General features: G+C 45.0%; 21 protein-coding genes. 6 read left to right on the top strand and 15 right to left on the bottom strand.

Going from position 1 to position 21,521, the window contains the following annotated elements; translation table 11 throughout:
* Positions 1-21: 21 nt before the first annotated feature.
* The 4 genes from ggt to HGO26_RS08885 form a co-directional block, all read right to left on the bottom strand.
* The gene (ggt, locus tag HGO26_RS08900) at positions 22-1,734 is read right to left on the bottom strand and encodes a gamma-glutamyltransferase (RefSeq protein ID WP_168824656.1); all 1,713 of its coding nucleotides are present in this window, start codon (positions 1,732-1,734) and stop codon (positions 22-24) included.
* A 145-nt stretch (positions 1,735-1,879) separates the two neighbouring features.
* On the bottom strand, positions 1,880-2,959 hold the full coding sequence (locus tag HGO26_RS08895) for an ABC transporter ATP-binding protein (RefSeq protein WP_168824654.1): 1,080 nt from the start codon (positions 2,957-2,959) through the stop codon (positions 1,880-1,882).
* Positions 2,959-4,590, bottom strand: coding sequence for an ABC transporter permease (locus tag HGO26_RS08890; RefSeq protein WP_131525199.1), 1,632 nt, complete (start codon positions 4,588-4,590; stop codon positions 2,959-2,961). The genes HGO26_RS08895 and HGO26_RS08890 overlap by 1 nt, the downstream gene beginning before the upstream one ends.
* A 76-nt stretch (positions 4,591-4,666) precedes the next feature.
* Positions 4,667-5,674 carry a Fe(3+) ABC transporter substrate-binding protein gene (locus tag HGO26_RS08885; protein ID WP_131525198.1) on the bottom strand — a complete coding sequence of 336 codons (1,008 nt, stop codon included), beginning with the start codon at positions 5,672-5,674 and terminating at the stop codon, positions 4,667-4,669.
* A gap of 220 nt (positions 5,675-5,894) precedes the next feature.
* Between HGO26_RS08885 and HGO26_RS08880 the strand changes: the two genes are divergently transcribed.
* Entirely contained in the window at positions 5,895-6,296 is a 402-nt protein-coding gene (locus tag HGO26_RS08880) for a hypothetical protein (protein WP_168824652.1), read from the top strand.
* 14 nt (positions 6,297-6,310) lie between these two features.
* On the opposite strand, the gene HGO26_RS08875 is transcribed toward HGO26_RS08880, so the two are convergent.
* The 3 genes from HGO26_RS08875 to HGO26_RS08865 all read right to left on the bottom strand — a co-directional run bounded on the left by HGO26_RS08875 (position 6,311) and on the right by HGO26_RS08865 (position 8,500).
* Positions 6,311-6,907 carry a glutathione S-transferase N-terminal domain-containing protein gene (locus HGO26_RS08875; RefSeq protein ID WP_131525196.1) on the bottom strand — a complete coding sequence of 199 codons (597 nt, stop codon included), beginning with the start codon at positions 6,905-6,907 and terminating at the stop codon, positions 6,311-6,313.
* 92 nt (positions 6,908-6,999) lie between these two features.
* Positions 7,000-7,749: a ferredoxin--NADP reductase gene (locus tag HGO26_RS08870; protein WP_105250220.1), complete on the bottom strand. Its 750-nt coding sequence runs from the start codon at positions 7,747-7,749 to the stop codon at positions 7,000-7,002.
* Positions 7,750-7,873: 124 nt separating this feature from the next.
* Complete coding sequence (locus HGO26_RS08865; protein ID WP_168824649.1) at positions 7,874-8,500, bottom strand: DUF5610 domain-containing protein; 627 nt, start codon at positions 8,498-8,500, stop codon at positions 7,874-7,876.
* A 226-nt stretch (positions 8,501-8,726) separates the two neighbouring features.
* Here HGO26_RS08865 and HGO26_RS08860 point away from each other — a divergent pair, with 226 nt between their 5' ends.
* The 3 genes from HGO26_RS08860 (at position 8,727) to HGO26_RS08850 (ending at position 11,207) form a co-directional block, all read left to right on the top strand.
* Positions 8,727-9,344 (top strand): SixA phosphatase family protein, encoded by a 618-nt coding sequence (locus tag HGO26_RS08860; protein ID WP_168824647.1) that lies wholly within the window; start codon positions 8,727-8,729, stop codon positions 9,342-9,344.
* An 11-nt stretch (positions 9,345-9,355) separates the two neighbouring features.
* The gene (locus tag HGO26_RS08855) at positions 9,356-10,846 is read left to right on the top strand and encodes an FMN-binding glutamate synthase family protein (RefSeq protein WP_105250223.1); all 1,491 of its coding nucleotides are present in this window, start codon (positions 9,356-9,358) and stop codon (positions 10,844-10,846) included.
* Positions 10,847-10,997: 151 nt separating this feature from the next.
* On the top strand, positions 10,998-11,207 hold the full coding sequence (locus tag HGO26_RS08850; protein WP_105250224.1) for a hypothetical protein: 210 nt from the start codon (positions 10,998-11,000) through the stop codon (positions 11,205-11,207).
* A 108-nt stretch (positions 11,208-11,315) separates the two neighbouring features.
* On the opposite strand, the gene HGO26_RS08845 is transcribed toward HGO26_RS08850, so the two are convergent.
* Together HGO26_RS08845 and HGO26_RS08840 are read right to left on the bottom strand one after the other, a co-directional pair.
* Complete coding sequence (locus HGO26_RS08845; RefSeq protein WP_105250225.1) at positions 11,316-11,573, bottom strand: hypothetical protein; 258 nt, start codon at positions 11,571-11,573, stop codon at positions 11,316-11,318.
* A 79-nt stretch (positions 11,574-11,652) separates the two neighbouring features.
* The gene (locus HGO26_RS08840; protein WP_168824645.1) at positions 11,653-13,449 is read right to left on the bottom strand and encodes an ABCB family ABC transporter ATP-binding protein/permease; all 1,797 of its coding nucleotides are present in this window, start codon (positions 13,447-13,449) and stop codon (positions 11,653-11,655) included.
* 472 nt (positions 13,450-13,921) lie between these two features.
* Between HGO26_RS08840 and HGO26_RS08835 the strand changes: the two genes are divergently transcribed.
* Entirely contained in the window at positions 13,922-14,098 is a 177-nt protein-coding gene (locus HGO26_RS08835) for a hypothetical protein (protein ID WP_105250227.1), read from the top strand.
* A gap of 104 nt (positions 14,099-14,202) precedes the next feature.
* On the opposite strand, the gene aroG is transcribed toward HGO26_RS08835, so the two are convergent.
* From aroG to HGO26_RS08810, 5 genes are all read right to left on the bottom strand, one after another.
* Positions 14,203-15,258 (bottom strand): 3-deoxy-7-phosphoheptulonate synthase AroG, encoded by a 1,056-nt coding sequence (gene aroG, locus HGO26_RS08830; protein WP_131525191.1) that lies wholly within the window; start codon positions 15,256-15,258, stop codon positions 14,203-14,205.
* Between the two features lie 351 nt (positions 15,259-15,609).
* Positions 15,610-16,803 (bottom strand): tetratricopeptide repeat protein, encoded by a 1,194-nt coding sequence (locus HGO26_RS08825; protein ID WP_168824643.1) that lies wholly within the window; start codon positions 16,801-16,803, stop codon positions 15,610-15,612.
* A gap of 127 nt (positions 16,804-16,930) precedes the next feature.
* Positions 16,931-17,269 (bottom strand): hypothetical protein, encoded by a 339-nt coding sequence (locus tag HGO26_RS08820; RefSeq protein WP_168824642.1) that lies wholly within the window; start codon positions 17,267-17,269, stop codon positions 16,931-16,933.
* Positions 17,270-17,447: 178 nt separating this feature from the next.
* Complete coding sequence (locus tag HGO26_RS08815) at positions 17,448-18,698, bottom strand: ammonium transporter (protein WP_028761801.1); 1,251 nt, start codon at positions 18,696-18,698, stop codon at positions 17,448-17,450.
* A 10-nt stretch (positions 18,699-18,708) separates the two neighbouring features.
* Positions 18,709-19,047 carry a P-II family nitrogen regulator gene (locus HGO26_RS08810; protein ID WP_028761800.1) on the bottom strand — a complete coding sequence of 113 codons (339 nt, stop codon included), beginning with the start codon at positions 19,045-19,047 and terminating at the stop codon, positions 18,709-18,711.
* 344 nt (positions 19,048-19,391) lie between these two features.
* Here HGO26_RS08810 and HGO26_RS08805 point away from each other — a divergent pair, with 344 nt between their 5' ends.
* Entirely contained in the window at positions 19,392-19,934 is a 543-nt protein-coding gene (locus HGO26_RS08805; RefSeq protein WP_168824640.1) for a hydrolase, read from the top strand.
* Positions 19,935-20,089: 155 nt separating this feature from the next.
* On the opposite strand, the gene nrfA is transcribed toward HGO26_RS08805, so the two are convergent.
* On the bottom strand, positions 20,090-21,493 hold the full coding sequence (gene nrfA, locus HGO26_RS08800; protein WP_113939112.1) for an ammonia-forming nitrite reductase cytochrome c552 subunit: 1,404 nt from the start codon (positions 21,491-21,493) through the stop codon (positions 20,090-20,092).
* Positions 21,494-21,521 lie beyond the last annotated feature (28 nt).

The raw sequence follows: 21,521 nt of genomic DNA, 5'->3' as shown, positions 1-21,521 counted from the left end.
ACCTTAGCATTTATCTTAGTGTTAATAGCCTGCGGCGTGACCATCCTTGCGACTCTCAGAGGCCGCACGATATACGCCAGTTTCGGCATTAAATCCAATGGCTTGATAGCCACCAAACTCCCCAAGTCCATCACGCAGCACATGGCCTTTCTTAATCAACTCACGACGGGTTTCTACCGGAAAACCTGATTCCAGACTGACGTAGCCACCATCATTCATCACTTCGCCTGTGGGCTCGGTTGAACCCATATGCAAAATTCTGGGGGCATCGCCCGCTTCTTGCAAGTTCATTTTAAAATCAATCAGATTCATTACAATCTGCGCGTGCATTTGTGGCTGAGTCGCGCCGCCCATCACCCCAAAGCTCAGCCAAGGTTTACCGTCTTTGGTCACAAAAGCCGGAATAATGGTATGGAATGGACGCTTGCCCGGTGCGTAGGTATTAAAACGCCCTTCCGTTAAATCAAACATTTGCCCGCGGTCTTGCAGCACAAAGCCGAGATCCGGCGGTGTCATCCCTGACCCCATACCACGGTAATTACTCTGAATGAGTGACACCATGTTGCCATCTTTGTCGGCAGTAGTCAGGTACACAGTATCGCCATGTTGCAACGCTGGATTACCCGCATCGACACTTTTGGCGGCTTTTGTAAGGTCAATCAACTTAGCGCGATCATAGTTATATTTCTGTGAGATAAGCTCGGTAACGGGCACTTTATTAAAGGCCATGTCGGCATAAAACTTAGCTCTGTCGGCAAAGGCGAGTTTCTTTGCTTCGACAAATAAATGGACATATTCAGGACTATTAAAGCCCATGGCAGCCACATTAAAGGGCTCCATCGTTTTTAAGATTTGTAGCGCCGCAATGCCTTGACCATTAGGTGGCAGTTCCCACACATCGTAACCACGGTAGTTCACCGAAACGGGATCTATCCAGTCGCTAGTATGGCTCGCTAAGTCATCATAACTTAAATAACCACCTTGGGATTTCATGTACTTATCGATACTTTTGGCAATATCACCTTTATAGAAAGCATCGCGACCGCCCTTGGCAATTTTCTCATAAGTGTTAGCAAGCGCGGGATTTTTAAAGATTTCCCCTACGGCAGGCATCTTACCATTAGGCATATAGGTTTCTTTAAAACCGGGGAATTTAGCCAGTTTTTTACCACTGCCATCAAGGTAATAGGCAATCAACTCTGACACAGGGAAACCATCACGGGCGTAATGAATGGCAGGCGCGAGATTATCAGCCATAGCTAATTTACCAAACTTATTATGCAGCTCGTACCAACCGTCAACAGTGCCCGGTACAGAAACTGGCAAAGGTCCAAGCGGCGGTAAATAGTCTAATCCGAGGGATTTAAGCTTTTCTAAACTTAAGGATTTGGGACTGCGCCCCGATGCATTAAGACCATAGAGGCGTTTATCTTTTGCGCTCCAGACGATAGCAAATAAGTCCCCACCGACACCCGAGCCCGTTGGCTCGACTAACCCTAACATGGCGTTAGCGGCAATCGCTGCATCGACCGCACTGCCGCCCTGTTTAAGTATATCAATAGCAACTTGTGTAGCTAAAGGCTGACTGGTCGCCGCCATCCCTTGGGTTGCATACACTTCTGATCGCGTTGCGAAGGCTTTACCTGTGATCCTATCCATGGCCATCACTCCTGAAGACGATATTGCCGTTGCTACAATAACGAGGGTGCAAATTGAATTTATTGTTTTTATCATAATTCCTCCAAAACCGGAGGATAAAAGTAGCAAGGATGGTCGAAAATATCACCAACCAATACCACATAGACCCAAGTTAAACGTAAGCAAAAATGTCGTACTTTAGTTGGCTATGTCATATCTGCATTAAATAATTACTCATCGCTTAGATTGGGTCCCCACAGTTTGAATATGCTGAAGATTCAAACAACACAAGCGAATGCGGCTCAGTCGTTACCCCAACCTTTTGACCGATACTTAGCTGCATCATTTGGCTACGCACCTCCACATAATAAGCATGGGAAGCGGCCTCAATTTTGACCCAATAATGACAAAAGGCGCCTAAGAAACGTCGCTCAGTGATAGTACCAACGCCCTGTTCATCGGCGCTGAGCGTCAATTGCTGTGGTCGCAAGAATACTGTTCCACTGAACTCGTTCGGCAAATTTAATGGCGTGAGGCTGGTTAAATGACCTATGGGAGTGACAACACTGTGCCCATCAAACACTGCTGCAGGTAAGTAATTACCGCTACCTAAAAAGTCCGCCACATAGCGGCTGTTTGGGGCGGCATATAAAGCTTCGGCACTACCATGTTGCACTATGATGCCTTGATTAAAGATGGCTAAAGTATCTGCAAATACAAAGGCTTCATCCTTGCTATGAGTAACAAACACCGCGCTGACATTACGCTGTTTTAAGATGCTGCGAATTTCCGCCATCATCTCGTAGCGCACTTGGGCATCAATATTGGAAAAAGGCTCATCGAGCAGCAATAATTGCGGCTCATAGGCAAGTGCTCGCGCAATGGAAACTCGCTGCTGCTGACCGCCAGATAATTCATGGGGATAACGCTGTGCCAACCCTTCAAGTTTGACCAAGGCTAGCATTTCATCCAAACGTGCCTGACGTTCTGCGCCCGACAATCTAGCCACCCCAAAGAGGATATTTTCCGCCACAGTCAAATGAGGGAAAAGCGCATAGTCTTGAAAAATCATGCCGATGCCGCGCTGCTCGCTAGGTACAAACTGGCTATTGCCACTCACTATGCGGCCATTAATCTGGATTTCACCTTGGCTTATGGACTGTAATCCAGCAACCGCACGTAATAAGGTCGTCTTGCCACAACCGCTTGGGCCTAACAACGCCAGGATTTCCCCTTGAGCGACCGTTAAACTCAAACCTTTAAGTACTTGCTGGCCCTGATAATCGCTATGAATTTGCTTAAGCTTGAGCGTACTTGTCATCAGCTGTGATGCTCCAATGAACGGTTTAAATAAATAAGCGGCACTAAACCCACCAGTACAATCACAATAGCAGCTAATGCGCCGTGCTCGAGTTTTTCATCGGACGCAAACTGGAATACATAAGTTGCAAGATTCTCAAAGCCGATAGGCCGCAGCAATAACGCAGCGGGCAGTTCCTTCATGCTTTCGATAAACACCAATAAAGCGCCCGCAAACAATCCCTTGGCAAGTAAAGGCAAATGCACCCGCCGCAAAAGTTGCCTAGGAGTTTGCCCCATGGTCAGGCTCACCATGTCTAGCGATGGCGAGATGCGTTTATAACTGCTTTCAACACTGCCAATCGCAATTGCCACGAAACGCACACAAAAAGCAAAAATCAATGCCATCACACTGCCTGTAAGGATAAGACCAGGACCTGCTATGCCGACAAGATCCGCCAGATCGTTAATCGCAAAATCTAGCATAGTTAAAGGCACTAATACCCCAATAGCCAGCACAGTGCCTGGTAAGGCATAGCCCGTCGAAGCTAACCGTGAGGGCAAAGCATCACTCTGTCTTGGGCTTATCCGGCGAACGAACATCAGCAGTAAGGCGATTAAGCAACAGAGTAAACTGGTGATCAGCGCAAGACTGAGGCTGTTAAGACTCAATTGCCAAAAACTCTTATCCCAGCTTTGTTCAAAGTAACCAATCGCATAGGATAATAAAATCCCGAAAGGTAACAGAAAGGCTAATAGCAATAGCATGCCGCAAAAGCTGAGTGCAACTAAGGTTTGAGTCATCGAGAGTCGATACAAGTCAGTGACTTGTATACGTGATTGTTTTTGGAATAACTGCTGTTTACGACGGGCAAAACGCTCAAATCCAATCAGACTAAATACCACCAGCAAGATAATCGCCGATAACTTAGCGGCGGCGGTCAAATTGCCATAACCCAGCCAAGTGTCGTACACGGCTGTCGTTAAGGTGGGCACGGCAAAATAGTTAACCGTTGCAAAATCAGCGGCCGTCTCCATCGCCACTAAAGCCACCCCAACGGCGAGCGCAGGCCTTGCCATAGGCAAAGATAAACGCCAAAAACTTTGCCACGGTGAACAACCCATAATGCGCGAAGCATGGGCCAAACTTAAGGATTGCTCCATAAAAGCGGTACGCGCCAAGAGATAAATATAGGGAAACAATACCAGCGACAACATACACGCCGCGCCGCCTAAGGTACGAATATCGGGGAAGAAATAATCCTGCGGTGAGTCCCAGCCAAATATCGAACGAAGACCGCGCTGCACTGGCCCCGCATAATCGAGTAAATCGGTATAGACGTAGGCAACAATATACGCAGGCATAGCGAGGGGCAATAATAGCGCCCATTGCAAATATCGCCTGCCTACAAAGTCACAACGAGCCATCAACCAAGCGCAAGGTAACGCGAGTAATAACGCCCCCAGACTCACCCAGAAAATCAGCAATAAACTATTAATGATATATGTCGGCAGAACCGTTGCCATCAAGTGCCCAAACACGGCTTCGTCAGGCTGAAAAGCTTGAAATATCAACGCAAATAGTGGCAATACCAGCAAGGCGGCCACGGCATAACCAGCAAGCGACCAGCTTCTGGCTAATCCTAAAATCATGTCAATCCTTAAAACGTCACAGCGCCAATCACTGGCGCTAATAACCTAAATCTGCATTTTGTCGCTAGCACTGGAGCTAGAGATCAAACTGCACTTCATCTAATAGCTTAACCGCCGCTTGGTGATATTCTGCCAACTTAAAAATGGGCAATTGATCTGACTTAAACTTACCCCATGAAGCCACTAAAGATGAAGGTGCCACATCGGCTTTCACTGGATATTCCATATTCACATCGGCATAAGCCTTTTGAGCCACATCGGCGGATAAGAACTCCATCAATTTGATCGCATTGGCTTTATTAGGCGCATGGCGAGTTAGTACCATGCCAGACACATTCACATGGGCACCGCGGTCAGCTTGGTTCGGGAAGTTGAGCGTCACAGCTTCGGCAATCGCCTTTTGCTCAGGATCCTGCAACATATTGCCGTAATAGTAGCTATTACCAATGGCGATCTCACACACACCTTCTTTTACTGCGGCAATTTGCCCTCTGTCGTTCCCCTGAGGTTTGCGGGCTAAATTAGTTTTCACGCCTTGTAACCAAGTTTTTGCCTCAGCTTCACCGTGATGAGCAATCATAGATGCGACTAACGCTATGTTGTATGGATGTTTACCACTGCGAGTACAAATCTTTCCTTTATATTTGGGATCGGCTAATTCTTCATAGGTCAATTGCTGCTGGCCTAAACGATCCTTGGCTGTATAGAGATTTCGCACCCGCATAGTCAGGGCATACCACTGGCCATCGGGATCGCGATACTGCGCAGGAATATTGCTCTCTAGCAGGGGATTTTTGACTGGAGAGGTTAGATCTTTATCCACTAATTCAACTAAACGTGAAAAATCAGACGTCAGCACAAGATCCGCTGGGGATAAACGGCCTTCACGGACGAGACGCTCGGCAATACCGTCTTTAGCAAATACCAAATTCACACCTATGCCAGTTTCTTCGGTGAAACGCGTCAGGATAGGCTCCACCAAGAAAGCTTGACGATAAGAATAAACGGTTAATTTATCATCTGCATTCGCTGAATGCCCAACCGACATTAACCCAACAACAGCCGCGCAAGTTACCCATTTCATTACCGAATTCTCCCCAAAGTGATGACGTGTTCAGTAAAATTTGAACACTAACGCATTAATGATAATGCTTATCAGTTTCGCAAGAGTAATAGATACAGAACTTGAGAGCAAGCAGCTAATTAACTTTATGTTTTTAATGGCATTAATCTGAAAATTTGAGATTATCTCAAATCAAACTAAACTGAACCTTAATTTGATTAAAATGCTTTCAGGAGGCGCTATGTTAACTGTTTTGCTGCTAGGCGTAGCCGCAATTGCGCTATTTGGCTTATTCAAACTCAATACTAGTCCCAAAAGACATAAAAACTCTTCTCAAGCTGCAGATCCCAGTATTAATAAAACTCACAGTTTTCACAGTGTGAGCATAGTGAATAACGGCAGTTGCTGTGAGCAGATTGAAGCGCTTTCTGGAAAACGATTTTTATCGAAAGATGCGCCCGAAATTCCGATGGAAGAATGCACTATGGCAAACTGCCAATGCCGCTATCAACACCATGAAAACAGGCGCCAACTAGGCAATGATCGCAGAGTAGAATATGGGGTTACTCGTGAGTTATTCGGCGCTTTTGGTGAACAAAATCGCCGTGATAGGCCAAGAGGAAGACGCGCAACCGACGGTTGAGCATCCTCTGCGGATTATTGGGGACGAGTTTGAATAAATGCAGGTAAATCACGCATTTCACTGAACCAAAGTGCTGTCGCAGGTGCAACCTTACGCCAATCTAGCTCTGGATGTCTAAAATCCACATAATCGAGTAAGCAAATCAAGGCTAATTGCGGTGCTTGAATCGTGGTTTGGGTGATCACAGTTTGAAGCTCAATCTGCATAAGGCCGCGCAGCAGTGCTTGTTCAAAACGTGCAGTCCAAAATACTGATCTCACGCCTTCTTCTTCACGCATTTGCTCTTGGCGTAATTTCACCGCGCTATCGATTAAGCCTTTAACTAAAGAATACTGACACTCCAGCACCCAGTTATTATTTGAGATCCCAAACATCTTACGATCGCCAAGCTCTGCATCTAGGTAACGCATGATCACTTCACTATCGAATAGTGCTACACCATCGTTGGTAATAAGACACGGGATCTGTCCTAACGGGTTAGCATCGAGTAATTCTGCGCTGTTTTCAAAGGGATTAACTAACTGCTCTTCAATATTGTTAATCCCTAGATACTGGATTAAGGCTCTTACACAACGGGCATAGGGCGAAGCTTGAGAACTTAACAACTTCATCAAAAATTTCCTTTTGTTTGCATTAAACGCTATGGCTTTTTAGGGGCAAGAACGGAAACAAGTTTACTCTCGCCTTCTATGTAAAATTGAGATTACCAGTATTTTTCAACGGTAATTTGCCCAGGAGCACGGCGTAAATTCTTCACTAACCCTTTATCGAGTAAAGCGGCTTGCGCACCGTTAATCATACCCGGATTGCCGCAGATCATAACTTGAGAGTCAGCTGCGTTTAAGGTTAATCCTGCCTTTTTTTCGATTTCACCCGAGACGATCCCCTCGGGAATGCGGCACTGCAAAGCATCGGCAAAGGGTTTACGGGTCACACTCAAGACTAATGTAAATTGTTCAGGGTATTTGCGTTCTAAATTACGCAGCTTATCAAGATATGCCAAATCCTGTGCCTCGCGCACGCCATACACAAGCACGACTTTTTCAAAACGCTCCCAAGGTTCATCGGTGTCGAGCATAGACAAAAATGGCCCTACTGCTGTTCCTGTGGCTAAAAACCACAAATGCTTCCCTTGGAGTTCCCCCTTAGGTATTTCAGCTAAGGTCATAAAACCGGTCGCGGTTGAGGTAATTTCAATTTCATCGCCTATTGCAAGGTTGTGTAATTGAGGCGATAACAGGCCATCCTCTACCGCAACTGCGAGCACCTCGGCATAGGGTTTATCGGGAGAATTTACTAAGGAGTAGGCTCTAGCCACACGCTTATCATCTTGCATTTGACTTAACTTGATAAACTGACCAGGAATAAATGGAGCTAACTCGGCAGCAATGCGCAATGAGAATAACTTATCACTCCAATCAATACGTTCTATCACTTGTCCCCTAATCCACATAACTTGCCCTCAAGCGAAACGTTAAATAGGCTTCCAGCATAGACTTTTTTCTGCACAACAAAAACCCCTTATATAAGGGGCTTATGACTATAACACTGAATATAGAACTGAAAATACCGAGGTATTAACTCGGACTCGATGCTGTCTCATCAGTCTTCTTGTTAAAGCTATCTCTAAAGGCTTGCAGCCCCTCTTGCACTAAGCTGTAGGTTTTATCGACACCATCGGCAATATCACCCTGCAATACTTTAAGGCCGGACAGAATATCTTTAGCCTCTTTAAAGCCATTGTCGATGGCACCGCCAATAATCCCCATAAAGCTATCGAGTTGATCACTTAGACTCATACCCGAATTTTGTTGTTGGTGAATGCTAAAAAACTGCGTCGCAAAACTCACGATACGATCTGCAGTCGCTTCTGGAGAAGTATCTACGCCATTATCGTAAGCCGTCTGAATCGCGTTCTCGCCCATAGTGGGCGCTAATTCTTTATTAATCGACTCTATCGCTGCGCGATAAAGCAAGGCCATAGACTGATCGCCTGACTTGATATTTACATCTTGCTGTGCCGATAAAATCGCTTGATTCATCAGCTGCTTGCTCGTTTGCTGCGCAGTTTGCTTCGAGGTTACTTCTGTGGCTTTCGCGTCCTTCGAATCACTCACTTCGGTGCCCTTAGACGCCGCGTTTTCAGCATATTTTTTCTGTGGCAAAGGAGTACTTTGCACTTGAGGGGGTTTATTGATTTCCATGATGACTATCCATTCAATTCGGGTCGACTTAATTATCGACCAAAATTTAACCAGCTTTAGTAATTTTTAGAATTGAAGTACCATCTGACCACAAGGCCATGATAAGGCCCACATAAATTAAGTGGGTTCATTCTTTAATAAGGTGCATAAAGCGCCAACCCACCGCAATGCAGATCATTACTATCGCTGAGCTTAGACATAAGCCAATAGAAGAGGATGTTACACCATGGCAGCAGGCCGTAGTTTGAGTCATTTCCGCTTTCACGGGTTTACACTCATGCTTAAGCACTATTTTAAGCATAATCTGGGTATCAATATAAAACGCTTTAGCCTGCTAACAATCCTCGTCATATTCACTTGCCTCGGCTTTACTCCCATTAGCCAAGCTCATGCTGAAAGCAGACTAATTATTTTAGTCAGACATGCAGAAAAAGCCGACACGCCAGCCAATAACCCGCAGTTAACACCCAAGGGAGAAATACGCGCAGCATCACTGATCACTGCCTTGAGCCGCACGCCGCTTTCGCAACTTATTGCGACTCAATACCTAAGAACCCAACAAACACTCGCGCCCATCGCCGAGGCTCGCCATTTACCTGTGACGATAGTAGAAGCAGCCAAACCTATCGAAGGACATATTCAACACATTGTCGAACAAGTGCATGCTGTAAAGGGCAATACACTCATCGTTGGGCATTCAAACACTGTCCCACTGATCATTAAAGCCCTTGGTGGACCTGAGATCCAAGCGATAAGTGAAGATGACTATAGCCAGCTGTTTTTACTCTCTCTTAATGATGACCAACCTGCGAGCTTGATCGCCACCCGTTACGGACAAGAATAAGGATAAATAACATGAGTGAACTCAATTGGTTTATGTGGGGACTCGATCTATTTTCAGGGCTGTTTTTGATTGTAATAGGACTCGCAGTACTCGCGGTTATTTACATGTATATCGCAGATAAAATGCAGACCAAACAAGCGGTAAGACATAACTATCCTGTAATTGGTCGCTTTCGGTATCTGTTCGAGAAACAAGGCGAGTTCTTTAGACAATACTTTTTTGCCCAAGACAGAGAAGAACTGCCATTCAACCGTGCAGAACGCAGTTGGGTTTACCGCGCGGCTAAAAATGTTGATAGAACTATCGCCTTTGGTTCGACTCGCCCCTTAGATAATGCCGGTACCATTATGTTTATGAATACCGCCTTCCCAACCCAAGATGAAGAGATCACACCCATTCATCCACTGACAATTGGCACCAATTGCCGCCAACCCTATACGACTCAAGCCATTTGTCATATTTCAGCCATGAGCTTTGGGGCTCTATCGCGCCCAGCAATTACCGCCCTTTCCCACGGCGCGGCGCAGGCGGGTTGCTGGCTTAACACAGGTGAAGGCGGCTTGAGCCCTTATCATCTAAAAGGTGGCTGCGATATCGTCTTTCAAATTGGAACGGCCAAATACGGTGTACGTAATGAGCACGGACATTTAGACGATGAAAAGCTCAAGTCGATAGCCATTCATCCCGAAGTCAAAATGTTTGAAATTAAAATGAGTCAAGGAGCTAAACCGGGCAAAGGTGGCATTTTACCTGGGATCAAAGTCACGGCTGAAATTGCCCATATTCGCGGTATTCCTCAGGGTTATGACTCTATTAGCCCTAATGGTCATATTGAATTCAAATCCGTGAACGATATTTTGGATATGGTTGAACGAGTACGTGAAGTTACCGGTAAACCAACAGGCATTAAGGCCGTACTCGGTGACGTGCAGTGGCTCGAAGATTTATGTGATGAAATTGAACGCCGTGGCGAAGACTCTGCCCCCGACTTCTTTACCTTAGACAGTGCCGATGGCGGCACAGGCGCTGCACCACAACCTTTAATGGATTATGTCGGATTACCACTGAAGGAAAGCTTACCTATCCTAGTTAATGTCTTGATCCAACGAGGTTTGCGTAAACGCATCAAAGTCATCGCTTCGGGTAAACTCATAGTGCCATCAAGAGTCGCTTGGGCTTTGGCATTAGGTGCCGACTTCATCGCATCGGCCCGTGGCAATATGTTCGCCCTCGGTTGTATTCAAGCCTTACAGTGCAATAGAGATACCTGCCCAACGGGCATCACAACGCACAATCCCAAGCTACAACAAGGACTCGATCCTAGGGATAAATCGGCTCGTGTTGCTAACTATAATCATAATTTACACCATGACTTAGCCTTAATTGCGCACTCTTGCGGAGTGACAGAACCAAGACAACTCAAACCTTCACATGTCCGAATTGTGCTCGATAGCGGTTTATCCATTTCACTCGATAAATACTATGCACATATGGATAAGTAGCCGCGAACCCTCGCGGTTAATGGCGAATACAACTTTCGTTTATATAGGGTTTACATAAGGTATATTTGAATGCGTATCACAAAAGAGGTAAGATCCGTGACGTGAGACATTATTCAAATGTCTTACCCACAATTGAACTTAAGGAAACACTTTGAAATCTAGCTTCGTAAGCCAACTGCCCGCCAGTAAAACTGTAAGCACTAGCTGTAAGAGCTGTAATCGCCTAACCGAGATCGAAGGTGAACTGGTGTGTTTTCGCGAAGGGCAGATCATTCGACTCACTTTGATAGATGAGTCAGTACCTAAATTGAATCTTTTATGTGAAGGTTGGAAAGCGGGGAAGCTGAACGGCGTAGCTTAATTCAGCCATATTTTATCTCTGGAGTCTCTCTAGAGCATCAAGAATAGAGGCTCACCTCTATTCTCGGACGTTCTCACCTAAACTGTACTAAAGCACTAGCGAACACACCTAACGCATACCCATAAAGTCACTTGTCGGCGCGTTCATATCGCGGATCACACCTGCCAGCACCATTTCTGGATTGACTTTCGCCAAGGTAAGTCGCCGAGTGGTCACCAGTAGACCCGCATTCAATTCAGCATGAATACGTTGCAACGAATCATAATCAACACCACGTTTTTTCAATGTCGCCATGATGGCATACCAATCAGTGGCGACTTTTTCTTCTTTGCCTTCAATATTAGCTCTCAGTGTAATATTTTCCATGCCAGATCTCTTCCGATTGATGTGTTGGCATTGAGTATAGAGAGCCGAAGCTGAATAAAGACTGAACTGTATTACGCTATTAACTGCTCAGATGAGTATGTTGTTGCTCATTTTGTATCCGCCATAATTTGGCATAGAGACCATTTGCCAACAGCAAAGTCTGATGATTACCTTGCTCAACTATTTCTCCTTGGCTTAATACCACAATTTGATCGGCATCGACTATGGTCGATAGCCTATGAGCTACCACTAGGCTAGTGTGCCCCTTAGCGACTTCCCGCAGTGCCGACAAAATAGCTTGCTCGGAGCGACTATCGAGTGAAGATGTTGCCTCATCAAACACCAGCACGGGCGAGCCCTTCAAAATGGCCCTTGCTATCGCGACCCGCTGTTTTTCTCCGCCAGATAGCTTTAAGCCGCGCTCACCCACCTTTGTGTCCCAACCAAGGGCAAGTGATGCAATAAATTGCTCTAAGTGCGCTAATTTAATAGCATTACGCACTTCTTCATCCGTCGCGCTTGGGCGACCATAACGTATGTTTTCGACTAATGAATCGTTAAACAGCACAGTATCCTGCGGCACGATAGCGATGGCACGCCGCAGCGCATCTTGCGTGAGATGGCGGATATCTTGTCCATCGATTTTAATCGCACCTTGGTCCACATCGTAAAATCGAAATAGCAGTTTAATCAGGGTCGATTTACCTGCGCCACTATCACCTACAACAGCCACCTTTTTACCGGCTTCAACCTTAAAGCTCACGTCCCGCAGAATTTGCCGCTCATCGTAGCTGAAATTAACATTTTCAAATATCAACTCACCCTTAGTGGGTTGAAAATCGAGTGCTTGGGGTAAGTCGACTATCATAGGATGTTTATCGAGCAGGCTAAACATGCGCTCAATATTGGCTAACGCGCCGCGAATTTCGCGATATACAAAACCTAAAAAGTTAAGGGGTAAAAAGAGCTGCATCATAAACGCATTAATCAACACAAAATCACCTAAGGTCATATCGCCATAGGTAACTCGGTAAGCCGCCAGCGCCATCATAGCAGTCATAGCCAAAGCGATAATCACAGCTTGTCCACCATTGAGCGCAAACAAAGATAAACGATTCTTACGCTTAGCTATCTCCCACTGTTCAAGCGCTTGGTCATAGCGCTGCGACTCATACTTTTCATTATTAAAATACTTTACCGTTTCATAGTTCAGCAAGCTGTCGATGGCGCGGGTATTCGATAACGAGTCAGCCTTGGCCGCATCACGTACATACTCAGTACGCCATTCGGTCGCGACCACAGAAAAAATAATATAAGCCAGCACAGCAACAAAAGTGATTGCCGCAAACGCAATGCCGTAGTTATAGAAGAAAATGCCAATCACCATGACAATTTCGAGCAAGGTTGGCACTATGTTGAACACCATAAAACGCATGAGGAAACTCACGCCGCTGGTGCCGCGTTCAATATCACGGGATAGGCCGCCGGTTTTGCGCTCTAGATGAAAGTCGAGATCCAGTCGGTGTAAATGGTCGAATACCGCTAAGCCTAAACGGCGGATCGCCCGCTCAGTCACCCGACCAAACAAGGTATCGCGGATCTCCCCCGTAATCGCCGTCAGTAAACGAATCGCACCATAGGCCAACACTAATCCTACGGGCACACTGAGGGCTTGCGCGGTTTTATCGGCATCTAAGGTGTCGACCAAATGCTTCAGAATAAAAGGTAGAGCCACGCTGGTCAGCTTAGCGATGATGAGGCATGACATCGCCAACGCAATACGGCCTTTGTATTCCAATAAGTAAGGCCAAAGCAGTTTCATGACGTGCCAGTTTAATTTATCGACTGGACCTTCAAAATATAACGTTGGGCGCATAGGACATAACCTTGAATGAGTTATGCCAATTGTAACAGTTCACACCGGACATAAGCTAAGCGAAACTAGCAAAGTCTGAATAAAATCAATCAGATTTTCCTGACAGACAAATAGACTTATTCACGACATACTCATCTGCTATTTTGATTGTATTTAAAGCCAAAACATCATACTTACGCATTACACTGGCGTATTCACAATAAATGAATTTATACTGATTTGTGTTCAGGCATGTACCGTTTTGCTTAACCTCAGAGCCGTATGTAAGAGGATAAGAGTGCAATGGAAGAAGGCTTGGCACAAAGTTGCTGCTGTTGATTATTTTTGCAGTTTTGCCCAAAATGCCATGGAGGCGGTTATACAAATCAATAGAATTTGTTAACCTCTACGCGCTAGATTTTGCGATTCATACGCCCAAGTTCTAGCGAGAACATTAAGACAAACAAATTAAATTAAGATCAAAGGAAGCTTTATGTTGGATTCCGCTAAAGTTCAATACCCGCCATTACCACTGATCCAAACTTGGGTGTGGATGATGATCGAATCAGGCAATCCAGAGATACAAGATAAAGGTAGAAACAACCTTATTGCCGCCTTTGGTAGCTTAGCCAAAGCAAATGAATACATTGTTGAAATAAGCAATAAATAGATAAAACAAAGGCGCCGGGATAGCGCCTTTGTTTTTACTTAACCCGCAATCGTTAACGGCTAACTCAGGTATAGTTGCGGCTTAATGTTCGCTCGAGCAGACAATTAAACCTGACGGCGTTCGATAATGCTTTGGTTCAAAATGGCTAACAGACGCTCGGTATCATCCCAACCAATACACGCATCGGTAATACTCTGCCCATAGCATAACTCTTGACCTTCAATAAGATCTTGACGACCTTCCACTAAATGGCTTTCTACCATAACACCAAAAATAGCAGTATTTCCCGCCGCCACTTGACCAGCTACATCTTCAGCAACCACTAACTGACGTTGATACTCTTTACTACTATTAGCATGGCTAAAGTCGATCATGATGTTGTCGGCAAGCTTTGCTTTTAACAATTGCTGGCTAATCTCAGTGACATGCGGCGCGCTATAATTGGGCTCGCGGCCACCCCGTAAAATAATGTGGCAATCAGGATTGCCCTTAGTCGAAACGATCGCCGAATGGCCCAACTTAGTCACAGATAAAAAATGGTGTGGTGCATTGGCAGCACCTATCGCATCAATAGCAACTTTGATCGTGCCATCAGTACCATTTTTAAAGCCGACCGGACAAGAAAGACCCGAGGCTAACTCTCTGTGTACTTGAGATTCTGTCGTACGGGCGCCAATGGCTCCCCAGCACATTAAATCAGCCATATATTGTGGGGTGATCATGTCAAGAAACTCACCCGCGGTTGGCATACCGCTATCGTTCAAATCCACTAATAATTTACGGGCGGTGCGTAAACCATCATTGAGTTTAAAGCTGTTATCCATGTAAGGATCGTTAATCAGCCCCTTCCAACCCACTGTGGTTCTTGGTTTTTCAAAATACACTCGCATCACAATTTCGAGTTGATCTTTATAACGTTCACGCAGTGAGACCAAACGCTGTCCATATTCCAACGCAGCTTTGGGATCGTGAATAGAACAAGGCCCAATCACCACTAATAGACGATCATCAGACTTAGCCAGAATATTATGGATACTATTACGCGCATTAAACACAGTCGCAGAGGCTTTTTCGGAAGCAGGAAATCGTTCAAGAATCGCGATAGGTGGAAGTAACTCTTTTACTTCTTTAATGCGAACGTCATCATTTTGGTAATACATAATTTTACTGCTCCAACGCTGGTGTTTTAGGCTATTTCTATCGCTGCGATAAGGGATCTCAACTGCAATACTGAGTTCAATTTATCGAGTCTCAAGCGCCAATGCAACCAAGTTGTCTCCATTTCAAAAAATCAAATATAACTTATTGTTTTAATATATTTAAAAAAAATCAAAATTCAAATATGCCAGCTAACTCACGGCCTTGATGAACAAAATCGAATATGGCGGATAAAAAGGAATAAACATATTTACTGCAAGTGTATTTAGGTGCCCTATATTAGCAAGCAAAGATGTTTACCCGTAATAAGCTTAATTGATGGCCAGCGCTCTATAGAAAAGAGCGGGCAAATGCTAATGCTGTAACATGACTTGTAACTTGCTCTGATAGCGTTGACGCTCTGACTCATCTCGGCTCAAAGCCAAGGCTTTATCCATATTCAGTTTGGCACGCTTTTCGTCCCCCAGCGCCCAGTAGGTTTTAGATAAACCGAAGAAGAACTCATGACGATAATCCGCTTTTGCCAACGCCCTTTGATACCAAGCCAAGGCCTCGTCGTATTGATGCTCATCATAGGCTTGCTGCCCCATGTCATAGTAATAATAGGGATTACGTATTCGCGCTAATTCAAGCACTTTATTAATTTCGGCCCATTCATCAAGCCGCCCCTGCTCCCCTAAAATCAAGGCTAAGTTATAAAGCGTTGTCAGATTTTTCGCATCAAACTTGAGTGCATAGCGATAAACCTGTTCGGCCCGCTTTTCATCACCTTTATGCCGGTAAATAATGGCGAGCGTGTTGAGTGAAGGAACAAACTGGCCGACTTTTAAACCCACTTTAATCAAGGCATAGGCCCTGTCTAAATCACCGTTCACCAAAGACTCTGCCGCCATATTGTTGTAAAACATGCTGATTAAGGTCTGCCGATCCACTTGGGTTTTACCGTATCCCCGTAGAGCTCGCTCTGGCATAAAGTCCACTAAAACTGCGGTAGATGACACATAAACTGAATGTGCGTTTTCAGGTGGAAGTAAGCGTAAATTCACATGCCCATTGATTAAATAGAAATCACCTTGCTTATCCCATACGGGTTCTATCGCAATATCTTGATACTCAGCACTCACATTCAATATGTCCGCTAACGCAGAAGTCATGACCACTAAAGACATGCAATTACCCGCCTTTTGGGCGTAGGTTTCACGGGCAATTTGGGTCAGATTATCTTGATATCGAAAATCAATGTTAGCGCTATTGGTTTGACTCGCATTGATATAACTAGCTAACCATTCATTGGCTAACATGTTGTTATTGTGTGATAAAGTGTATATCCCATAACGACGTTTTACGTCTGTCACGACCTCGGGTGGCAGATAAAAAATATCCGCAACAGAAGGAATATCGGCCACAGGGGTAAACAGTGAATCGGCAAGTAACGACTCAAGATCCGACGGATTAGGCTCAATGGTCGTCGAGCTACAAGCAAACAATTGACTGAATACAACGCTCAAGATCGTAATCAAGTATACGGCTCGGAATAGTTTCGACATACGTCCTCCCACACCATTAGCTCCTATTTGAGCTTATTACAAATGGCGAAAAAGACGACATAAAATGGTTACAAAAAATGATAATCGCGATCGATTGAAAATAATTGCAAATAATTTAACGAATTAACTATTGCGAAGGTCGGTCAACTTCTATGTATAACTCACGCTGCTGATAATCATACGGCCGATAGTTATGCTCTCCACAGGTAAAATGTCGATAGGGTTTCATGACCGTAACGCAACCTGAGGGTAAAGCCTGCAGAATTTGGATTTGCTGCTGGCGACGAAGCGACTCCTGCCATTCAAAATCCTTGAGCACTTGATCACGCACGGCAAAGGCATCGACAGGCTCACTTGAGCGATTAACGATCACTTCTCCTGCAAAGGCAGAAACCGATATCCAGCCAGAAATGACGATAAGACTTAGTCGCGAAAATTGACCTATTGTTTTTATATTCAAGCTCATAGAACACTCCTTAATTTATGCAAGAAAACAGAATTGCTCAGTAATTAAGCTTATGACCCTGTACTTAAACTTCAATCACAGTGATTACCCATAAAAAAGCAGAGCCTAGGCTCTGCTTCACTATCCCTCGATCCAAGCTAAGCATCAAGGTGAATCACGCATTAATGTGCAAGTTTAATCAGCCCGCATTTTTGACCGTAACAAACTCAGGATAGGCATCAATACCACAGTCAGAAGCATCCATACCGTTGTATTCTTCTTCCTCAGTCACACGGATCCCCATGGTTATCTTAATCACATACCAGACAGCAAATGACGAGCAGAACACCCAAGTGAAAATGATCGCTGCGCCCGTCAACTGTCCGGTAATAGTTGCATTGGCATTGGATAATGGCACACACATTAAGCCAAGGAAACCAGCCACACCGTGTACTGAAATCGCACCGACGGGATCGTCGATCTTAATGCGATCTAAGCCCACAATCGAGAACACCACCACGCCGCCCGCCACTAAACCAATCACACCCGCCATTAACAATGAAGGCGAGAGAGGATCTGCCGTAATCGCCACTAATCCAGCCAAAATACCGTTAAGGATCATGGTCAAATCCGCTTTACCCCAAATCATCTTACACACGATAAGAGCTGAGATAGCACCAAAAGCCGCTGCAGTATTGGTATTCACAAACACTTTCGCCACTGAGCTTGCATTCGCCGCATCCGACACCATTAATTGCGATCCGCCGTTAAAGCCAAACCAGCCCATCCACAGAATAAACATACCTAAGGTTGCCATTGGCAAGTTAGAGCCTGGAATAGGATTCACTTGACCATTAGGCCCGTATTTCCCCTTACGCGCACCGAGCAATATTACGCCAGCAATCGCCGCGGTCGCCCCCGTCATATGCACAATACCGCTACCAGCAAAGTCTACAAAGCCCAGTTTAGCGATAAAACCTTGGCCCCAAGTCCAATAACCTTCTACTGGATAGATAACCGCTGTCATCACCACAGAAAAGAACAAGAAAGCCCACAACTTCATCCGTTCCGCCACAGCACCAGAGACAATTGACATCGCCGTTGCCACAAATACAACTTGGAAGAAGAAGTCAGATTCTAATGCATGGCTCGCATCTGCTGATTGTGAACCAATTAAGGTGCCAATTGACGGTAACCAGCCACCTTCAGTGTTATCCACATACATGATGTTATAGCCAACCAACAGATACATCACACAGGCAATCGCGTACAGCACAACGTTCTTAGTTAAAATTTCAGTGGTATTTTTAGAGCGAACTAAACCCGCTTCTAACATGGCGAATCCCGCCGCCATCCACATGACTAAAGCGCCAGAAATCAAAAAGTAAAAGGTATCGAGTGCAAAGCGTAGTTCAGTGACTGTGCCGCCTAATTTCGTTAATTCTTCCATTGTCAGCCCCTTATAGCGCTTCAGTATCAAGTTCACCCGTACGGATACGGATAGCATGTTCTAAATCAACGACGAAGATCTTACCGTCACCAATTTTCCCCGTATGGGCCGCAGTGGTAATGGCCTCAATCAACATGTCGAGATTTTCAGCCTTAGTGGCAATTTCTAGTTTTACTTTTGGCAAAAAATCCACCTGATACTCGGCGCCGCGATACAACTCTGTATGCCCTTTCTGACGGCCAAAACCTTTCACTTCGGTCACCGTCATGCCCTCAATACCAATTCCGGCGATAGCTTCACGGACATCATCCAACTTAAACGGCTTGATGATAGCGCTGACTAGTTTCATCCTGACCTCCAAAAAAACGCGATTGTTATTAACTTGTATCAAAGGTAATTCAATCATTAGGCCAACAATTTAATCCATTGATTATTATTGATTTAAATTGTTTAACACTATTTTTTAAGGTTAAAAATGCACCATAATCGAGCACTAACTGGTGCGATGCACTCTTTTAGTGAGCAGTTTAAGTGCGACAGCTATTCGACCTTAGGCCTATTGGTAACAAGGTTAAATTAGGGTCTACTGGGGGAAGCGTAAATCGAGATGAAATCTGAGCATCACAACACAAGCTCTTAAACAAAAGCGAAGATCATCACTAAGACAATCATCAAGCGCAGAAGGAAGGCCCGATGTTAAAACCAGAAGAATGTGTTCTCGTTATCGTCGATGTGCAAGGAAAACTTGCACAAATCATGGATAACAGTGACAAGCTGCATCAACAACTACAGACCTTAATCCAAGGCGCACAATTATTTGAAATTCCAATACTGTGGTTAGAACAGCTACCCGATAAACTCGGAGCAACTAGCCCTGAGCTGCAAACTTTACTTGCGAAAACCAGCTCACCCATTGCCAAGCAGCATTTTAGCGGCTGGCACTGTGACGCGTTTGCAAAGGCATTAACTAAGACGAATCGCAAACACGTCATACTCGCGGGTATTGAAACCCATGTGTGTGTTTACCAAACCTGTTGTGACCTTATCGAACAGCAATATTCGGTGCATCTCGTCGCAGATGGCGTCTCGTCACGCAGTGCCGATAATAAAAAACTGGGTATTCAGATGATGACGGCCAGAGGCGCCTTATTAACTAACGTGGAATCGCTATTATTTGAATTACAACATCAAGCCCAAGGCGAGCGCTTTAGGGCATTATTAAAACTGATCAAATAGCGACTTAGCCCGTGGTATTTCTTCAGCCAGCATGACCAACGCCTGACATTACTCGATATTTTTTTCCATAAAAAAGCCCCCGCTGAGTCAGCGAGGGCTTTTATTTACATGAGGGGTTAGCTCATATTGAAAACTCAACCGCGATTGATTAAAACCTACTTATAAGTGGCTTCGCGTTTTTTCGCTTCTTCATCCCACTTAGGTAACATGTCTTTCTTGAATGCTTCTTTCTCTGCATTCATCTTATCCATATCCATACCTAAGGCTGCTTGTGCCTTAGCTTTGGTAGAGATATCAGGAATAGCGATTGGATCTGTGATGCCTTTTTTCGCTAATAACTGTGCTAACTTAACTCGGGCATCGGCCGCTTTATTCACTGAAGTACCTAAAACACGTAGGGCTTCTTCAGGAGCATGAGCAGCAACACCATGGGAAGCAATCGCTAAGTCCCAGCGCCATTGAGCATGACGGATATCGGTCAAGATAGGCTTCATTTCAGCTTCAGTTGCACCCAATTCCCACGCTTTAGCAGCTTCGAAGTGCGCTTTGACTAATTGCTCTTCCGCTTTCAGTTTCATTTCTTTAACTTTAGCTTTACGTTCATTAGTGACGCCAACTAAGAATTCTTTCGTTTGGCTATGGCAAGTTGCACAGGTTTCTTCGAAACGGTCAAATGGATTACCCACTTTATGATCGGTAAATTTCTTACCTTCAGGGCTAGTCACTTTTGGCATATGGCAGTCAACACAACTGACATTATTTTTACCATGAATACCCAGTTTCCACGTTTCATACTCTGGATGTTGCGCTTTTAACATAGGTGTTTTAGACAGCGCATGAGTCCAATCGGAGAACTCGATACCGTCGTAGTAAACTTCCATCTGGTCAACAGTTATGCCCATATCCCAAGGGAATTTGACGAAACCTTTTTTGTCTTCTTTTTTCTCAAAATAGTATTCAACGTGGCACTGACCGCACACCATAGATTGCTTGTCTTTCTTCGAAGCTTTATCAAATGGCGTACCGATAGCATCCATTGCACGGTCTACATAAGGACGAGAGATCCGCAGTTTTGGTGAACCTTTTTCATGACAATCACCACAGCCAATGGTGTTAGTGACTTCAGGGCCACCCTTAGCCCATTTACCTTTGAAGTAGCCATCTTCACCTTGCTCTTCAATTAAGCGAGGTACATCAGGGCTCTTACAGCTCCAACATGCCATAGGCAATGGACCATCTTCCGCATTTTTCGGCGCACCAGTACGTAGGGTATTACGCACGTCGGTCACGGCATACATATGGCCGCGAGGAGCGTTGTAATCTTTTGCGAATGCATAGCCAGCCCACAGGATCACCATATTAGGATCCTGCCCAATCGCATCGACAAGTTCTTCACTCTTTGCGGTATCATGCCAGCTATTATATTGATTCTTAAATTTATCTTTATAAACTTCGTTGCGAGGCTCTGTTTTATCACTCGCCATTGCGCCCGCTGCCATGAAGCTGGCGGCAACCAGTGCACTCAGTGCAAAGGACTTACCTGTCATCTTCTTCATCATCTCATCTCCGTGTTGCATTATTGTTGTA

It is taken from the genome of Shewanella oncorhynchi (genome assembly GCF_012584455.1).
GTDB lineage: Bacteria > Pseudomonadota > Gammaproteobacteria > Enterobacterales > Shewanellaceae > Shewanella > Shewanella oncorhynchi.
This window is presented reverse-complemented; position numbering and strand designations above follow the sequence as displayed.

What these genes read in the sequence shown, in the direction of transcription:
- ggt (WP_168824656.1), bottom strand. Translation starts at nt 1,734, where the DNA reads ATGATAAAAACAATAAATTCAATTTGCACCCTCGTTATTGTAGCAACG.
- HGO26_RS08895 (WP_168824654.1), bottom strand. Translation starts at nt 2,959, where the DNA reads ATGACAAGTACGCTCAAGCTTAAGCAAATTCATAGCGATTATCAGGGC.
- HGO26_RS08890 (WP_131525199.1), bottom strand. Translation starts at nt 4,590, where the DNA reads ATGATTTTAGGATTAGCCAGAAGCTGGTCGCTTGCTGGTTATGCCGTG.
- HGO26_RS08885 (WP_131525198.1), bottom strand. Translation starts at nt 5,674, where the DNA reads ATGAAATGGGTAACTTGCGCGGCTGTTGTTGGGTTAATGTCGGTTGGG.
- HGO26_RS08880 (WP_168824652.1), top strand. Translation starts at nt 5,895, where the DNA reads ATGTTAACTGTTTTGCTGCTAGGCGTAGCCGCAATTGCGCTATTTGGC.
- HGO26_RS08875 (WP_131525196.1), bottom strand. Translation starts at nt 6,907, where the DNA reads ATGAAGTTGTTAAGTTCTCAAGCTTCGCCCTATGCCCGTTGTGTAAGA.
- HGO26_RS08870 (WP_105250220.1), bottom strand. Translation starts at nt 7,749, where the DNA reads ATGTGGATTAGGGGACAAGTGATAGAACGTATTGATTGGAGTGATAAG.
- HGO26_RS08865 (WP_168824649.1), bottom strand. Translation starts at nt 8,500, where the DNA reads ATGGAAATCAATAAACCCCCTCAAGTGCAAAGTACTCCTTTGCCACAG.
- HGO26_RS08860 (WP_168824647.1), top strand. Translation starts at nt 8,727, where the DNA reads ATGGCAGCAGGCCGTAGTTTGAGTCATTTCCGCTTTCACGGGTTTACA.
- HGO26_RS08855 (WP_105250223.1), top strand. Translation starts at nt 9,356, where the DNA reads ATGAGTGAACTCAATTGGTTTATGTGGGGACTCGATCTATTTTCAGGG.
- HGO26_RS08845 (WP_105250225.1), bottom strand. Translation starts at nt 11,573, where the DNA reads ATGGAAAATATTACACTGAGAGCTAATATTGAAGGCAAAGAAGAAAAA.
- HGO26_RS08840 (WP_168824645.1), bottom strand. Translation starts at nt 13,449, where the DNA reads ATGCGCCCAACGTTATATTTTGAAGGTCCAGTCGATAAATTAAACTGG.
- HGO26_RS08835 (WP_105250227.1), top strand. Translation starts at nt 13,922, where the DNA reads ATGTTGGATTCCGCTAAAGTTCAATACCCGCCATTACCACTGATCCAA.
- aroG (WP_131525191.1), bottom strand. Translation starts at nt 15,258, where the DNA reads ATGTATTACCAAAATGATGACGTTCGCATTAAAGAAGTAAAAGAGTTA.
- HGO26_RS08825 (WP_168824643.1), bottom strand. Translation starts at nt 16,803, where the DNA reads ATGTCGAAACTATTCCGAGCCGTATACTTGATTACGATCTTGAGCGTT.
- HGO26_RS08820 (WP_168824642.1), bottom strand. Translation starts at nt 17,269, where the DNA reads ATGAGCTTGAATATAAAAACAATAGGTCAATTTTCGCGACTAAGTCTT.
- HGO26_RS08815 (WP_028761801.1), bottom strand. Translation starts at nt 18,698, where the DNA reads ATGGAAGAATTAACGAAATTAGGCGGCACAGTCACTGAACTACGCTTT.
- HGO26_RS08810 (WP_028761800.1), bottom strand. Translation starts at nt 19,047, where the DNA reads ATGAAACTAGTCAGCGCTATCATCAAGCCGTTTAAGTTGGATGATGTC.
- HGO26_RS08805 (WP_168824640.1), top strand. Translation starts at nt 19,392, where the DNA reads ATGTTAAAACCAGAAGAATGTGTTCTCGTTATCGTCGATGTGCAAGGA.
- nrfA (WP_113939112.1), bottom strand. Translation starts at nt 21,493, where the DNA reads ATGATGAAGAAGATGACAGGTAAGTCCTTTGCACTGAGTGCACTGGTT.